This window comes from Streptomyces caniscabiei, from assembly GCF_014930365.1.
GTDB classification, from domain to species: Bacteria; Actinomycetota; Actinomycetes; order Streptomycetales; family Streptomycetaceae; genus Streptomyces; species Streptomyces caniscabiei.
The window spans coordinates 825551-840502 of the sequence record NZ_JABXWI010000001.1; the positions used below are offsets into that span (position 1 = coordinate 825551).

The 14952-nt window shown below is 67.2% G+C and carries 13 protein-coding genes and 1 pseudogene; 9 read left to right on the forward strand and 5 right to left on the reverse strand.

Annotated elements, in window-relative coordinates:
- The first annotated feature begins 279 nt into the window (after nucleotides 1-279).
- Both HW837_RS04065 and HW837_RS04070 read left to right on the forward strand, forming a co-directional pair.
- Nucleotides 280-2943: a transglycosylase domain-containing protein gene (locus tag HW837_RS04065; protein WP_193379351.1), complete on the forward strand. Its 2664-nt coding sequence runs from the start codon at nucleotides 280-282 to the stop codon at nucleotides 2941-2943.
- Nucleotides 2944-3125: 182 nt separating this feature from the next.
- On the forward strand, nucleotides 3126-4625 hold the full coding sequence (locus HW837_RS04070; RefSeq protein ID WP_078853555.1) for a glycosyltransferase family 87 protein: 1500 nt from the start codon (nucleotides 3126-3128) through the stop codon (nucleotides 4623-4625).
- A 145-nt stretch (nucleotides 4626-4770) separates the two neighbouring features.
- Here the strand turns inward: HW837_RS04070 and HW837_RS04075 are convergent, their stop codons facing one another.
- The 3 genes from HW837_RS04075 to HW837_RS04085 all read right to left on the reverse strand — a co-directional run bounded on the left by HW837_RS04075 (nucleotide 4771) and on the right by HW837_RS04085 (nucleotide 7528).
- Nucleotides 4771-5802, reverse strand: coding sequence for an alanine racemase (locus HW837_RS04075; RefSeq protein WP_045558493.1), 1032 nt, complete (start codon nucleotides 5800-5802; stop codon nucleotides 4771-4773).
- Between the two features lie 65 nt (nucleotides 5803-5867).
- A complete protein-coding gene (gene femX / locus HW837_RS04080; protein WP_045558492.1) occupies nucleotides 5868-6989 on the reverse strand; it encodes a peptidoglycan bridge formation glycyltransferase FemX in 1122 nt (373 codons plus the stop codon).
- Between the two features lie 224 nt (nucleotides 6990-7213).
- Entirely contained in the window at nucleotides 7214-7528 is a 315-nt protein-coding gene (locus HW837_RS04085) for a hypothetical protein (RefSeq protein WP_013002267.1), read from the reverse strand.
- Nucleotides 7529-7791: 263 nt separating this feature from the next.
- Here HW837_RS04085 and rpsF point away from each other — a divergent pair, with 263 nt between their 5' ends.
- The 4 genes from rpsF (at nucleotide 7792) to rplI (ending at nucleotide 9542) form a co-directional block, all read left to right on the forward strand.
- Nucleotides 7792-8082 (forward strand): 30S ribosomal protein S6, encoded by a 291-nt coding sequence (rpsF, locus tag HW837_RS04090; RefSeq protein ID WP_005482942.1) that lies wholly within the window; start codon nucleotides 7792-7794, stop codon nucleotides 8080-8082.
- Nucleotides 8083-8162: 80 nt separating this feature from the next.
- Nucleotides 8163-8759 (forward strand): single-stranded DNA-binding protein, encoded by a 597-nt coding sequence (locus tag HW837_RS04095; RefSeq protein ID WP_045558491.1) that lies wholly within the window; start codon nucleotides 8163-8165, stop codon nucleotides 8757-8759.
- Between the two features lie 81 nt (nucleotides 8760-8840).
- Nucleotides 8841-9077, forward strand: coding sequence for a 30S ribosomal protein S18 (rpsR, locus tag HW837_RS04100; RefSeq protein ID WP_003949403.1), 237 nt, complete (start codon nucleotides 8841-8843; stop codon nucleotides 9075-9077).
- A gap of 18 nt (nucleotides 9078-9095) precedes the next feature.
- Nucleotides 9096-9542 carry a 50S ribosomal protein L9 gene (gene rplI / locus HW837_RS04105; protein ID WP_045558490.1) on the forward strand — a complete coding sequence of 149 codons (447 nt, stop codon included), beginning with the start codon at nucleotides 9096-9098 and terminating at the stop codon, nucleotides 9540-9542.
- A 133-nt stretch (nucleotides 9543-9675) separates the two neighbouring features.
- On the opposite strand, the gene HW837_RS04110 is transcribed toward rplI, so the two are convergent.
- Entirely contained in the window at nucleotides 9676-11022 is a 1347-nt protein-coding gene (locus HW837_RS04110; protein ID WP_093790316.1) for an MATE family efflux transporter, read from the reverse strand.
- 449 nt (nucleotides 11023-11471) lie between these two features.
- Between HW837_RS04110 and dnaB the strand changes: the two genes are divergently transcribed.
- The 3 genes and pseudogenes from dnaB to HW837_RS50250 all read left to right on the forward strand — a co-directional run bounded on the left by dnaB (nucleotide 11472) and on the right by HW837_RS50250 (nucleotide 14385).
- A complete protein-coding gene (dnaB, locus tag HW837_RS04115; protein ID WP_045558488.1) occupies nucleotides 11472-12950 on the forward strand; it encodes a replicative DNA helicase in 1479 nt (492 codons plus the stop codon).
- A gap of 50 nt (nucleotides 12951-13000) precedes the next feature.
- Nucleotides 13001-13956: pseudogene (locus HW837_RS04120) on the forward strand (serine hydrolase domain-containing protein); the annotation flags it as partial.
- Between the two features lie 162 nt (nucleotides 13957-14118).
- Nucleotides 14119-14385, forward strand: coding sequence for a DUF7586 domain-containing protein (locus HW837_RS50250; protein WP_419585444.1), 267 nt, complete (start codon nucleotides 14119-14121; stop codon nucleotides 14383-14385).
- 78 nt (nucleotides 14386-14463) lie between these two features.
- Here HW837_RS50250 and HW837_RS04125 read toward each other — a convergent pair whose 3' ends face one another.
- Nucleotides 14464-14916, reverse strand: coding sequence for a GNAT family N-acetyltransferase (locus tag HW837_RS04125; protein ID WP_045558812.1), 453 nt, complete (start codon nucleotides 14914-14916; stop codon nucleotides 14464-14466).
- Nucleotides 14917-14952: the final 36 nt, after the last annotated feature.

Sequence of the window (14952 nt, forward strand, 5' to 3'; positions counted from 1 at the left end):
ATGCGACAAGTGGGGATCCGGTGAACGGGGTCACATCACCAATTAGTAGGAAGCAAGTTGCCTGATTTGGGGTGAAGTTCGGTGCTCAGTGGGTTTTGGCGGTGCGTAGTCTGTGCGGCATGCACACCACTGGGAGCCGAGTGACGTTTGAGCACGTCGTCTTCCTGGGTGCGGTACGGATGAATGCCAGCACGACCACATCCGTACTTCGGGGGGACCGGAAACCAGCCGCCGTTTCCAGGCGCGCACGGGTGCGCCTGCCCGAGGAGTAGTCGTTCGATGAGCGAGCACCGTCGCAAACCGCCGCAGCCGCAGGGAGGCGGACGTGCCGCGGCCCGACGCGGCCAGTCGGCATCCTCCGGCCGCCGCGCGGCACCGCGGGGCGCCACCGGGTCACTTTCCGACACCTACGGTGCGGGAGGTGAGGAGTCCACCTACGAGGGCCGCGCGGCGTCGCGACGTGCGGCGCAGAGAAGCACCGGCGCCGGTCCGGGCGGTGGCCGTCGCAGAGCGGCCGAGCCCGCGGGGCACGGGCCGGGTCGTGGCCGAGGTCGTGCGGCCCCGCCCGGCAAGCAGCGTTTTATCGACTATCCGCGCGCCGGCAGGTACGGGGCGATGCGGTGGGTGCCCTCGTGGCGCCAGGTGACAGGGCTGTTCATCGGGTTCTTCGGTTGCCTCGTGGCGGGGGCCGGCATCGGGTACGCGCTTGTGGCGGTACCCGACCCAGCTCAGGCCGCTACGGCGCAGAACAACGTCTACTACTGGTCGGACGGCTCGCAGATGGTCGCCACGGGTGGTGAGGTCAACCGTCAGATCATCGCGTACGAGAAGATCCCCAAGGCGATGCGCTACGCCGTCATGTCGGCCGAGAACAAGACGTTCGAGACCGACAGCGGCGTCGACCCGATGGGCATCGCCCGCGCCGTCGTCAACATGGCCAAGGGCGGTCAGACGCAGGGTGGCTCGACCATCACCCAGCAGTACGTGAAGAACGCCATGCTCGACGACCAGTCGCAGACGCTGTCCCGGAAGGTGAAGGAACTCTTCATCTCGGTGAAGGTCGGCGCCTCCGTCGACAAGGACGAGATCATGCGCGGCTACCTGAACACGGCCTACTTCGGCCGTGGCGCCTATGGTCTCCAGGCGGCCGCCCGCACCTACTTCGACAAGAGCGCGGAGAAGCTCAACCCCAGCGAGTGCGCCTTCCTCGCCGCGGTGCTCAAGGGCGCGACGTACTACGACCCGGCCGGAGCCACAGCGATCGACCCCGCCGCCACGTCGGAGGCGAACACCAAGCGGGCCACGGAACGGTGGGACTGGATCCTCAACGAGATGGTCAAGGACAAGCATCTGTCCGAGGCCGAGAAGGCCAAGTACCCCAACTTCCCCAAGATCCAGCGTCCCCGCTCCAACGCACAGCTGGGCGGCCAGATCGGTTACCTGGTCGACACGGCCAAGGGCTACATCCTCAACAACACCGACATCACGCAGAAGCAGCTCGAGCAGGGCGGCTACGAGATCCACACGACCTTCGACAAGAGGAAGGTCAAGGAACTCGAGAAGGCCGTCACGAAGGTCCGCAAGGAGAACATCAAGCCGGACCTGCGCCCGAAGACCGACACCCATGTGCAGTTCGGTGGCGCGTCGGTGAACCCGAAGTCGGGTGCCATCGAGGCGATCTACGGTGGCGAGGACGCCACCAAGCACTTCACGAACAACGCCGACGTCACCGGCGCGCAGGTCGGCTCGGTGTTCAAGCCCTATGTCCTCGCGGCTGCCATGACCTGGGGCAAGCGTGACCCCGACCTCGACCCCGACCAGGCGCAGGACGAGCGGACCATCGTCTCGCCGAAGAGCCTCTACAGCGGGAAGAACGACCTCAAGATCAGGGATTACAACGGCGACATCTGGACCAACGAAGAGGGCAAGGAGTGGCTGCAGGCCAACGACGGCGACGAGTCGTACGGCAGCCCGCCGAAGTACCAGATCGATCTCCGTGAGGCGATGCGGGTCTCGGCGAACTCCCCCTATGTCCAGCTGGGCATGGACGTCGGCCTGGACCGGGTGAAGGAGGCGGCCATGGAGGCAGGCCTCAAGGAAGGCAGCCTGACCGGCACGAGCTTCCCGTCCTTCTCGATCGGTATCTCGGACCCGAGCGCGATCCGCATGGCGGGTTCGTACGCGACCTTCGCCGCCAGCGGCAAGCAGAACGAGCCGTTCTCGGTCAAGAGCGTCGAGTACGAGGGGCTGACCAGGTTCAACCACGACGACGTCGCCGATACCAAGCGGGCCTTCACGACGGAGGTCGCCGACAATGTGACCGACGTCCTCAAGACCGTCGTCGACGAGGGAACCGGTACGTCGGCTCAGCTGACCGGCCGCGAGGTGGCGGGCAAGACCGGTACCACCGACGGCAACAAGTCGGCCTGGTTCGTCGGGTACACCCCGCAGTTGTCGACGGCGATCAGCATGTACCGCATGGACGACGACGAGTCGAACAAGAACCGCAAGTTCCTGGAGATGTACGGCACGGGTGGCCAGGAGACGATCCACGGTGCCTCCTTCCCGGCCGAGATCTGGCACGACTACATGGAGGACGCTCTCAAGGGCCAGCCGGCCGAGGACTTCCCGGAGCCGGAGCCGATCGGTGTCATCGTCAACGACGACCCGGACCCGACGCCGACCCCGACGGTGACCGAGTCGGAGGAGGAGTCGCCCGAGCCGAGCCCGACGCCGAGCGAGAGCGAGATCCTGCCCTCGCCGACGCCCAGCGAGACCTGCCGCAACCCGTTCAACCCCACCTGTGAGGAGACCGGAGGCACCGACGCCGGTGGCACGGACACCGGTGGAATCGACGGTGGAGTGACCGCGTCACCGTCCGAGTCGGAGGACGATTCGAGAGGCAACCAGAACGGGGGCCTCTTCGGAGGCAACGACGGGTAGCTCCACGCTCGGCAGGATGTGTTTCACGTGAAACATGGGCCACCGCACCGATCAGGTGCGGTGGCCCATGCCATATCCCCTGCCGGCACGACGCGGGCGGCCGATGTTTCACGTGAAACACAGACCGTCGGACAGGACGGGATGCGGTGGTCCTCGGCGTATTCCTGGATGCGTACGGCAGGATGTGCGGCATGCCCAGTGCAGAGACGACGCGAGTGAGCACGGACGAGCCGGAGCCGGTGCGGCCCACGAGGGAGGACGAGGTCGCTTCGGTCGGCAGTGAGCTGATCGGCGGCCCGATCGGGCGCCGAGCGCTCCTCGGCACGTCCTGGTGGACGCCGGTACGCGTTGTCGCGCTGGTGGCCATCGGCATGTTCGCGCTCGGCATGGTACAGAAGCTGCCCTGCTACGACGGCGCCTGGTTCTTCGGAGCCAGCTCCCAGTACACGCACGCCTGCTACTCGGACATCCCGCATCTCTACCAGGGCCGTGGCTTCGCGGACGGCCTTGTGCCGTACTTCGACAAGATCGACGGCGACATGGAGTACCTGGAGTACCCGGTACTGACCGGCCTGTTCATGGAGGTCGCCGCCTGGCTCACCCCGGGCAGCGGCAGCACCCAGGACCAGGAGCAGTGGTACTGGATGGTCAACGCCGGGATGCTGATGGCGTGTGCGGCGGTCATCGCGGTCTGCTGCGCTCGCATCCACCGCCGGCGCCCGTGGGACGGCCTTCTGGTGGCTCTGGCGCCCGCTTTCGCACTGACCGCCACCATCAACTGGGACCTCCTCGCGGTGGCCCTGCTGGCCGCCGCGATGCTCATGTGGTCGCGCCGGCGACCCCTCGCCTTCGGCGTGCTGATCGGACTTGCCACGGCCGCCAAGTTCTACCCGTTCCTGGTGCTCGGACCGCTCTTCGTGCTGTGTTGGCGAGCGGGCAAGTGGCGCGCGTTCGCGACGGCGCTCCTCGGCGCTGTCGGGGCCTGGCTCGCCGTGAACCTTCCGGTGATGCTGCTGGCGTCCGACGGCTGGTCGAAGTTCTACCGCTTCAGCCAGGAACGCGGTGTGGACTTCGGTTCCTTCTTCCTCGTCATCTCGCAGCGGTTGAACATCCAGATCACCGCCGAGACGGCGAACGCGTACGCGATGGTCTCGATGGTGCTGGTCAGCGCGGGCATCGTGGCGCTCACGCTCACCGCCCCGCGCCGCCCGCGTTTCGCGCAGCTGGCCTTCCTGATCGTCGCGGCCTTCATCCTCACCAACAAGGTCTACTCGCCGCAGTACGTGCTTTGGCTGGTCCCGCTCGCCGCCCTGGCCCGGCCCCGCTGGCGGGACTTCCTGATCTGGCAGGCCTGCGAGGTGGCGTACTTCCTGGGGATCTGGATGTACCTCGCGTACACGACCAGCGGTGACGCTCACAAGGGTCTGCCCGCCGAGGGCTACCAACTCGCCATCCTGGCTCACCTGTTGGGCACGCTCTACCTGTGCGTCGTCGTCGTGTGCGACATCTTCTTGCCCGAGCGGGACACCGTGCGCAGAGCTGGTGACGACGATCCTTCCGGCGGAGTGCTCGACGGCGCGGAGGACGTCCATGTGTACGGCGCGGCTGCCCGGCCCCCGCGGCACGCGATGTCTTTCGAGGGGCCTCAGGTGGAATGGGGCAGCCGCGACCCGGGGAGGTAGTTCGCTCTGAGCGAACAGGGCGAGATGGGCAGCGCAAGGACGACATGCGGAAGGCCGTACACGAGCCCTCGTGTACGGCCTTCCGCATTCGTCTCCGCGAACTGATCCGCTGGGCCCCGGTTCCTGAACTCAGGCGGGCAGGGGCTCAGCGGTCGACGATCCGGTCGAACTGAGTGGTGGTGTGCCGCAGATGGGCCACCAGTTCCTCGCCGACCTGCGGCTCCGGGGCGTCCGAGGGCACGAAGAGGATCGACACCTGCATGTGCGGAGGCTCGGCGAACCAGCGCTGCTTGCCGCCCCAGACGAACGGAGAAAGGTTCCGGTTGACCGTGGCGAGGCCCGCCCGGGCGACACCCTTGGCGCGCGGCATCACGCCATGCAGTGCCTTCGGGGCCTCCAGGCCCACTCCGTGCGACGTACCGCCCGCCACGACCACCAGGAAGCCGTCGGAGGCCGCCTTCTGCTGCCGGTATCCGAAGCGGTCGCCCTTGGCGACGCGGGTGACGTCCAGGACGGCTCCGCGGTACTCGGTCGCCTCGTGGTCGCCCAGCCACAGCCGCGTGCCGATGCGGGCGCGGAAGCGGGTCTGCGGGAACTGCTGCTGCAGACGGATGAGGTCCTCGGACTTCAGGTGGCTGACGAACATGGTGTGCAGCGGCAGGCGGGCCGCGCGCAGCCGGTCCATCCAGCCGATGACCTCCTCGACGGCGTCCGAGCCGTCGGTGCGGTCCAGCGGCAGGTGGATGGCGAAGCCCTCCAGGCGCACGTTCTCTATGGCCGCGTGGAGCTGGGGCAGTTCCTGCTCGCTCACGCCGTGCCGCTTCATCGAGGACATGACCTCGATGACGACACGGGCGCCCACGAGGCCGTACACGCCGTCGACCGACGACACGGAGCGGATGACGCGGTCGGGCAGGGGGACGGGCTCCTCAGCGCGCCGGTAGGGCGTCAGCACCAGCAGGTCGCCGCTGAACCAGTCCTTGATCCGGGCGGCCTCGTACGTGGTACCGACGGCGAGGATGTCCGACCCGAGACGCGTGGCCTCTTCCGCCAGCTTCTCGTGCCCGAAGCCGTAGCCGTTGCCCTTGCAGACGGGGACGAGTCCCGGGAACTGCTCCTGAACGTGCTTGTGGTGTGCCCGCCAGCGCGCGGTGTCGACGTACAGCGTGAGCGCCATGGACGGTCCCGGAACCTTTCTCGTGGCTGCGGTGTATCAGAGGTATGGAAACAAAAACGGGGGCGTCAGCGGCGCGACATGTAGATGTCGAGCGCCTTGTGGAGCAGCTTGTTCAGCGGGAAGTCCCACTCGCCGAGGTATTCGGCGGCCTGTCCGCCCGTGCCCACCTTGAACTGGATCAGGCCGAAGAGGTGATCCGTCTCGTCCAGCGAGTCGGAGATGCCGCGCAGGTCGTAGACGGTCGCGCCGAGGGCGTAGGCGTCGCGCAGCATGCGCCACTGCATCGCGTTCGAGGGCCGGACCTCACGCCCGATGTTGTCCGAGGCCCCGTAGGAGTACCAGACGTGTCCACCGACGACGAGCATGGTCGCCGCGGACAGGTTCACGCCGTTGTGCCGGGCGAAGTAGAGCCGCATCCGGTTGGGGTCCTCGGTGTTGAGGGCCGTCCACATGCGCTGGAAGTACGACAGCGGCCGGGGCCGGAAGCGGTCCCGCACGGCCGTGATCTCGTACAGCCGCTGCCACTCCTCCAGGTCCTGGTAGCCGCCTTGGACGACCTCGACACCGGCCTTCTCGGCCTTCTTGATGTTGCGGCGCCACAGCTGGTTGAAGTTCTTGTGGACCTCTTCCAGGGACCGGTTGGCGAGCGGCACCTGGTAGACGTAGCGCGGCTGCACGTCACCGAAGCCGGCGCCGCCGTCCTCCCCCTGCTGCCAGCCCATACGGCGCAGCTTGTCGGCGACCTCGAAGGCTCGGGGCTCGATGAAGTCGGCCTCGATGTCGCGCAGACGCTTCACGTCCGGGTTCTGGATGCCCGCCTTGATGGAGGTGGCCTCCCAGCGCCGGATGATCACCGGCGGGCCCATCTTCACCGAGAAGGCGCCCTGGTGCTTCAGATGCGCGAGCATCGGCTCCAGCCAGTCGGTGAGATTGGGCGCGAACCAGTTGATGACCGGGCCTTCGGGCAGGTAAGCGAGGTAGCGCTTGATCTTGGGCAGCTGGCGGTAGAGCACCAGGCCGGCGCCGACCATCTCGCCGGTCTTGTCGTCGAACCACCCGAGGCTCTCGGAGCGCCACTCGGCCTTGACGTCGGCCCAGGCCGGGACCTGCATGTGGCTAGCCGCGGGCAGGCTCTGGATGTATGCCAGATGCTGCTCACGGCTGATCGTCCTCAGGGTCAGGCTCATTCGGGGCGCTCCTCGGGCTGGTGTGTCCCCATGGGTACAGGGGCTCCGGCTCTCGCGCCGAAGCCTACTGCGCCCTGCGGGCGCCCCGAATGGCTGTATGGAACCTGGAGCCCGGCCAGTACGTGGTCAGGACGTCAGGTGGTGTTATTCGGCCGCTTGGTCCGATGTGGGACCACGGACGGCACGGGGTACCGTCCGCCGACCGTTGGACCGGCGCCGGGGGGTCAGCCGATGAGCCCGCCGAAAAGACCCCCGTGGGCCATGCCGAGGAAGAATCCGACGGCCGAGGCACCGAGACCCACGATCAGGCCGAAGCGCTCACGGGTCGTCTCCGAGATGAACTGTCCGTATGCGCCGGTCAGAATCCCCACCAGGCCCGTCCAGGAACTGAGCAGGTGCAGATGGTGGAACATCGCCGTGATGAACGAGACCGCCCCGAGCACGAGCGTCACGGCGAGCAGGGTGTCCTGCACGGGGTGGGGCTTGTCGTCGGTGGCGAACAGGGAGCCGGCGATGTTGGGTCGCAATGTCTGTGCCATGGGGCACCTCCTGCGGAAAACGGCGCATCGTAGCGCCATACACACCCGATGTGTACAGATTGACGGTCACCACCACCGGATTTCAACCGGAAGCGGGTGTGCGGGTAGTCTGTACCGTCTGCACCGGTGTCTGCCCAGGCCATGACAGGAACCCCCTCGCGGGGACCCGATTGTCAGTGGCTGCCGATACCGTTGCGTACGCATCACAACCCTCCTGCCACGGAACGACCGTGGCCGCTGAGTCCAAAGGAGGTGGGTTCTACATGCGTCACTACGAGGTGATGGTCATCCTCGACCCCGATCTGGAGGAGCGCGCCGTCGCCCCCCTGATCGAGAACTTCCTCTCCGTCGTCCGTGAGGGCAACGGAAAGGTCGAGAAGGTCGACACCTGGGGCCGTCGTCGTCTCTCGTACGAGATCAAGAAGAAGCCTGAGGGCATCTACTCGGTCATCGACCTGCAGGCCGAGCCTGCGGTCGTCAAGGAGCTCGACCGCCAGATGAACCTGAACGAGTCGGTCCTCCGGACCAAGGTCCTCCGCCCCGAGACCCACTGAGCTTTCCCGCTCAGCTGATCCCGGGATTCGAGTAGCAGCAACCAAGCAGCCAGAGCAGCAAACCCGCCGAGAGGTTCCCCATGGCAGGCGAGACCGTCATCACGGTTGTCGGCAATCTTGTTGACGACCCCGAGCTGCGCTTCACCCCTTCCGGTGCGGCGGTCGCGAAGTTCCGTGTCGCGTCCACCCCCCGCACCTTCGACCGTCAGACCAATGAGTGGAAGGACGGCGAGAGCCTGTTCCTGACCTGCTCGGTCTGGCGTCAGGCGGCGGAGAACGTCGCCGAGTCGCTCCAGCGAGGCATGCGCGTCATCGTGCAGGGCCGGCTGAAGCAGCGGTCCTACGAGGACCGTGAGGGCGTCAAGCGCACGGTCTACGAGCTGGACGTCGAGGAAGTCGGCGCCAGCCTGCGCAGTGCCACGGCCAAGGTGACCAAGACCGCCGGAGGCGGCCGCGGTGGCCAGGGCGGTTACGGCGGCGGTGGTGGCGGCGGCCAGGGTGGCGGCGGCTGGGGCGGAAGCTCCGGCGGCGGCCAGCAGGGCGGCGGCGCTCCCGCCGACGACCCGTGGGCCAGCGGCGCTCCCGCCGGTGGCAACCAGGGCGGCGGTGGCGGCGGCTGGGGCGGAAGCTCCGGCGGCGGCGGTGGCGGCGGCTACTCGGACGAGCCCCCTTTCTAAGCCTGCGAGGCCGGAGCACCGGTCGTCGAGGTCGAGGGCGGGGCCGCACCCCAAACTTCTTGATCACACAGGAGATACACCATGGCGAAGCCGCCTGTGCGCAAGCCGAAGAAGAAGGTCTGCGCTTTCTGCAAGGACAAGGTCACGTACGTGGACTACAAGGACACGAACATGCTGCGGAAGTTCATTTCCGACCGCGGTAAGATCCGTGCCCGTCGCGTGACCGGCAACTGCACGCAGCACCAGCGTGACGTCGCCACGGCCGTCAAGAACAGCCGTGAGATGGCGCTGCTGCCCTACACGTCCACCGCGCGATAAGGGAAGGGTGACCGACACATGAAGATCATCCTCACCCACGAGGTCTCCGGCCTCGGCGCTGCCGGCGACGTCGTCGACGTCAAGGACGGCTACGCTCGCAACTACCTGATCCCGCGGAAGTTCGCGATCCGCTGGACCAAGGGCGGCGAGAAGGACGTCGAGCAGATCCGTCGTGCTCGCAAGATCCACGAGATCCAGACCATCGAGCAGGCCAACCAGATCAAGGGCCAGCTCGAGGCCGTCAAGGTCCGTCTGGCTGTCCGCTCCGGCGACGCCGGTCGTCTCTTCGGTTCCGTCACCCCGGCCGACATCGCTTCCGCGATCAAGGCTTCCGGTGGCCCCGAGGTCGACAAGCGTCGCATCGAGCTGGGTGCTCCGATCAAGACGCTGGGCGCTCACGAGACGTCCGTGCGTCTGCACCCCGAGGTTGCCGCCAAGGTCAACATCGAGGTCATCGCGGCCTAAGGGTCGCGCTCGCTGAAGCGGTGTATGGGGCCGCACCCTGTGAAGGGTGCGGCCCCACATGCTTGTCGGGGCGATGTTTCACGTGAAACATCGCGGGCTCGCGGTGTCCTCAGCGCGAGCATCGCCCGAACTCTCAGCGGGTCGCTCCGGTGACGATCCAGAGCCCGGACCGCGATCGCAGCCACAGGGTCAGCATGCGCGTCGCCATCATTAGTGTCATGGCGCCCCAGAGAGCGGTCAGACCACCGCCGAAGGTGGGGACGAGCAAGGCGGCCGGGACGAAGACCGCCAAGGTCAGGAGCATGGCCCGGGCGAGGTAGGGCCCGTCTCCCGCGCCCATCAGTACGCCGTCGAGCACGAAGACGACGCCGGAGATCGGCTGGGAGAGCGCCACCACGATCAGAGCGGGCAGTGCTGTTTCCTGGACGTTCGGATCGCTGGTGAAGAGCGGGATGAACAAAGGACGGGCAGCGATCACCAGGAGTCCGAGCACAGAACCCGTGGCAACTCCCCACTGGACCATCCGGACGCAGACGTCGCGGGCTCCTTGGGCGTCTCCTGCGCCGAGGTAGCGACCGATGATGGCCTGCCCGGCGATGGCGATCGCGTCGAGGGCGAACGCGAGCAGGCTCCAGAGCGAGAGGATGATCTGGTGTGCGGCGATGTCCTCGTCACCGAGCCGGGCGGCCACGGCGGTGGCGATCATGAGGATCGCCCGCAGCGAGAGCGTACGGACCAGCAGAGGTGCTCCCGCCTGAGCCGAGGCTCGTATGCCGACGAGGTCAGGGCGCAGTGAGGCTCCGTGTCTGCGGGCGCCACGGATCACGACCCAGAGGTATGAGGCAGCCATGCCGAACTGGGCGATGACCGTGCCCCACGCTGACCCGGCGATGCCCAGGTCGGCTCCATAGACAAGGCCCGCGTTGAGGGCGCCGTTGGCGACGAAGCCCGCCACGGCGACGTACAGAGGTGTCTTCGTGTCCTGGAGGCCGCGCAGGACACCGGTGGCGGCGAGCACGACGAGCATGGCCGGGATGCCGAGGGCTGAGATCCGAAGATAGGTCGTGGCGTAGGGAGCCGCCGTGTCCGAGGATCCGAAGAGGGCCACCAGGGTGGGGGCTGTGGGCACCACGACCGCGATGACGGCTGCTCCCAGCAGTAGAGCGAGCCAGATGCCGTCCATGCCCTGTCGGATGGCGGCCCGTAGATCACCGGCGCCGACGCGTCGGGCGACGGCAGCCGTCGTGGCGTAGGCGAGGAAGACGAACACACTCACCGCGGTGACGAGGAGGGCCGAGGCGATACCGAGACCGGCCAGTTGCGCGGTGCCGAGGTGGCCGACGATGGCGGTGTCGACCATGAGGAAGAGCGGCTCGGCGACCAGCGCGCCGAAGGCCGGCACGGCCAGAGTGATGATCTCTCGATCGTGCCGGCGCCGGGTGGCCCTGGTGGTCGCGGAAGCCTGTGTCATGAGCACCAATCTAATCTTCCACAGGTAAGAGATGCAATGCGCTTGTGGCTATTACATGCTGCCTGGTCGAGTGCGTTCTCGCACACTGATCTCGATGATCTTGATCCGGTTGGGAAAGTTTTTCTTCTGCACAGCCCGTGGACGGTAAAAGTGCAGCTCAGGGCTGCTCCCTGGGTGCAATCGGGTTCTTGTTCACAGGGCTGTCCACCGAGTCGTGCACAGGTTTTGCGAGGTTCTCCACAGCATCTGGGCCGTCGTCCACATGGCCTGTGGATAACCAGATTGGCTGACGGTGCCCAGGGGCCTACGGTGGTGCGGCGCCCACTCCCTGGCCGATCACGGAAACCTCGCAAAACCGACGCGCCAGAACCGGAGTTGGGCCTCTCATTTGTCAGTGTCGTGCCGTAGAAAGAAGAAGCACGGCGAGGTCCGCTCGGCGGACGGGAGGAGGTCGCTCAGTGAGCATTTCCGAGCCCCTGGACGACCCGTGGGCCGACAGCGGGCCCAGTGATCGTCTGCCCCCTTCCCGTCGGCGTCCGGACGGCGACCGGAGCAGGGACGAGCGGCACGACAGGGGCCGGGACAACGGGGAGTGGGACGGCGGCGGAGGTTCGGCCTTCGAGCGCGTTCCGCCGCAGGACCTCGACGCCGAGCAATCCGTGCTCGGCGGCATGCTGCTGTCCAAGGACGCCATCGCCGACGTGGTCGAGATCCTCAAGGGTCCCGACTTCTACAAGCCGGCGCACGAAACCATCTACCAGGCGATCCTCGACATCTATGCCAAGGGCGAGCCGGCCGACCCCATCACCATCGCCGCCGAGCTCACCAAGCGTGGCGAGATCACCAAGGTGGGTGGCGCCTCCTATCTGCACACGCTCGTCCAGACGGTGCCGACGGCGGCGAACGCCGAGTACTACGCGGAGATCGTCCACGAGCGTGCCGTCCTGCGCCGCCTGGTCGAGGCAGGCACCCGCATCACGCAGATGGGATACGCGGCCGACGACGACGTGGACGAGATCGTCAACAGAGCCCAGGCCGAGATCTTCGCGGTCACCGAGCAGCGCACGACCGAGGACTATCTGCCGCTCGGCGACATCATGGAGGGCGCGCTCGACGAGATCGAGGCGATCGGTTCGCGGTCGGGGGAGATGACCGGTGTGCCGACCGGCTTCACGGACCTCGACCAGCTCACCAACGGTCTGCACCCGGGCCAGATGATCATCATCGCGGCCCGTCCCGCCATGGGTAAGTCCACGCTGGCGCTGGACTTCGCGCGCGCTTGTTCGATCAAGCACAACATGCCGAGTGTGATCTTCTCGCTCGAGATGGGGCGCAACGAGATCGCGATGCGTCTGCTGTCGGCCGAGGCACGCGTGGCCCTCCACCACATGCGGTCCGGCACGATGACGGACGAGGACTGGACACGGCTGGCACGCCGTATGCCGGACGTGTCGGCCGCACCGCTCTACATCGACGACTCCCCGAACCTGTCGATGATGGAGATCCGGGCCAAGTGCCGGCGCTTGAAGCAGCGCAATGATCTGAAGCTCGTCATCATCGACTACCTGCAGCTCATGCAGTCCGGCGGCAAGCGGTCCGAGAGCCGCCAGCAGGAAGTCTCGGACATGTCGCGAAACCTGAAGCTGCTGGCCAAGGAGCTGGAGCTGCCGGTGATCGCCCTGTCGCAGCTCAACCGTGGCCCCGAGCAGCGTACGGACAAGAAGCCCATGGTGTCCGACCTGCGTGAGTCGGGATCGATCGAGCAGGACGCCGACATGGTGATCCTGCTGCACCGCGAGGACGCCTACGAGAAGGAGTCGCCACGCGCCGGCGAGGCCGACATCATCGTGGGCAAGCACCGTAACGGTCCGACGGCCACGATCACGGTCGCCTTCCAGGGCCACTACTCCCGCTTCGTGGACATGGCACAGACCTGACCCGGTGAAATGCGCTCGACTCCCGGTGCCGGGCCCGGTGGACTGAGCGCATGACAACACCTCACGAAGAGCTGCTTCCCGCCACGCGCCGGGCACTGCTGCACCGCATCGCCGTCGCTCAGACCGAGGGGCGAGCACCCTCTCTGGTCGCGGCGGTGGTCCGGGGCGGGGAGACGGTGTGGCACGGAGCACGCACATCGGTGGACGGGCACGGGCCGGACGCGAACGTGCAGTACCGGATCGGTTCGATCACCAAGACCTTCACCGCCGTTCTGGTCATGCGGCTTCGTGACGAGGGCGCCCTGGACCTCGGCGACCCGCTGGAGAAGCATCTGCCGGGCACCGGTGCGGGGGAGGCGACCATCGCCGAACTGCTCTCGCACACGGCAGGGCTGGCGGCGGAGTCCCCTTCGCCCTGGTGGGAGCGCACGCCGGGATCCCTGCGCCCGGAACTCGCCGATGTGCTCGGGAAGCAGCCCCACCGCCATCCCGTGGGCCGTCGCTTCCATTACTCCAACCCCGGCTTCACACTCCTCGGCGCGCTCGTCGAGCAGCTGCGAGGTGCTCCCTGGGAAGAGGCGCTGCGACGAGAGGTGTTGGAACCCCTCGGTCTGCGTCGCACGACCTGGCACCCGGAGGCACCACACGCCGGCGGTTGGGCCGTGCACCCTTGGGCGGACGTGATGTTGCCGGAGCAGGTCGAGGACCTGGGCCGTATGGGTCCCGCAGGCAACTCTGGTCCACATCAGGCGATTTGGCTCGTTTCGCGGCCTTCCTGGCGAAGGGGGACGAGCGGGTGCTGAGTGCGGAGTCGGTCCTGGAGATGCGCACGCCGGCCGCACCGGGGGAGGCCGCCGACGTGGCGGCCGGAGCGGCGTACGGCCTCGGGATGCAGCTTCAGCACCGAGGTGGCCGGTTCCTCGTCGGGCACGGAGGCTCGGTGCCCGGATTTCTTGCCCAGCTCACCATCAGCGTCGAGGACGATGTGGCAGCCGTCGTGCTGACCAACTGCACCTCCGGTCCGGTGGTGTCGGAGGTGGCCGCCGATCTCGTGCGCATCGTCGCGGAGGCCGAGCCGCGGATCCCCGAGCCCTGGCGGCCGCTGCCCGAAGTGGACCGGTCGGTCCTGGAGTTGGTCGGCCCTTGGTATTGGGGGACGTACAGCTTCGTGCTGCGGCTCACCGCCGAGGGAGGTCTCTCGCTGGAGCCGCTCGCCGCCACCTTGCGCGGTGCTCGCTTCCGACGCAACGACGACGGCAGCTGGACCGGGCTCAATGGCTACTTCGCCGGAGAGCTCCTGCGAGCCGTACGACGGCCCGACGGGGCCGTGAGCCACCTGGACCTCGGATCGTTCGTGTTCACGCGCCAGCCGTACGACGAGGGGGCTCCGGTGCCCGGTGGAGTGGATCCCGAGGGGTGGCGCGGGATCTCGTAGGCGCGCCTGCCGCTGTGGGGGTCCGACTTGCGATGTTTCACGTGAAACAGGACCCCACGGCCCTTGCTGCGCCGCTTTTCAGAGCGGCAGTTTGAAGCCCACGTGAGTGGCCTCGAAGCCGAGCCGCTCGTAGAAGCGGTGGGCCTCGGTGCGTGTGGCGTCGGACGTCAGCTGCACCAACTGACAGCCCTGAGCCCGTGACGAGTCGATCGCCCACTCGATGAGCCGTGAACCGAGGCCGCTTCCGCGCTCATCGGCGTGGATACGCACGCCTTCGATGATCGCCCGGGTGGAGCCGCGTCTGGAGAGTCCCGGAACGATCGTCAGCTGGAGTGTGCCGACGACACGGCCCTGACGGACAGCGACCATCACCTGTTGGTGGGGGTCACCACTGAGGCGCTCCAGGGCGGTGAGGTAGGGGGCCAGATCGTCCGGTGACTCGCGTTGGGCGCCCAAGGGGTCGTCGGCCAGCATCGCGACGATTTCCGGGACGTCGTGCTCGGTCGCCGGGCGAATGTCCAGATCTCCCATGCCCGCACCCTACGCGGGCACGTTCAGCGTCTCCAT

Excerpts from the sequence above, each read along its gene's own strand:
- HW837_RS04065 (WP_193379351.1), top strand. The coding sequence starts at position 280 with ATGAGCGAGCACCGTCGCAAACCGCCGCAGCCGCAGGGAGGCGGACGT.
- HW837_RS04070 (WP_078853555.1), top strand. The coding sequence starts at position 3,126 with ATGTGCGGCATGCCCAGTGCAGAGACGACGCGAGTGAGCACGGACGAG.
- HW837_RS04075 (WP_045558493.1), bottom strand. The coding sequence starts at position 5,802 with ATGGCGCTCACGCTGTACGTCGACACCGCGCGCTGGCGGGCACACCAC.
- femX (WP_045558492.1), bottom strand. The coding sequence starts at position 6,989 with ATGAGCCTGACCCTGAGGACGATCAGCCGTGAGCAGCATCTGGCATAC.
- HW837_RS04085 (WP_013002267.1), bottom strand. The coding sequence starts at position 7,528 with ATGGCACAGACATTGCGACCCAACATCGCCGGCTCCCTGTTCGCCACC.
- rpsF (WP_005482942.1), top strand. The coding sequence starts at position 7,792 with ATGCGTCACTACGAGGTGATGGTCATCCTCGACCCCGATCTGGAGGAG.
- HW837_RS04095 (WP_045558491.1), top strand. The coding sequence starts at position 8,163 with ATGGCAGGCGAGACCGTCATCACGGTTGTCGGCAATCTTGTTGACGAC.
- rpsR (WP_003949403.1), top strand. The coding sequence starts at position 8,841 with ATGGCGAAGCCGCCTGTGCGCAAGCCGAAGAAGAAGGTCTGCGCTTTC.
- rplI (WP_045558490.1), top strand. The coding sequence starts at position 9,096 with ATGAAGATCATCCTCACCCACGAGGTCTCCGGCCTCGGCGCTGCCGGC.
- HW837_RS04125 (WP_045558812.1), bottom strand. The coding sequence starts at position 14,916 with ATGGGAGATCTGGACATTCGCCCGGCGACCGAGCACGACGTCCCGGAA.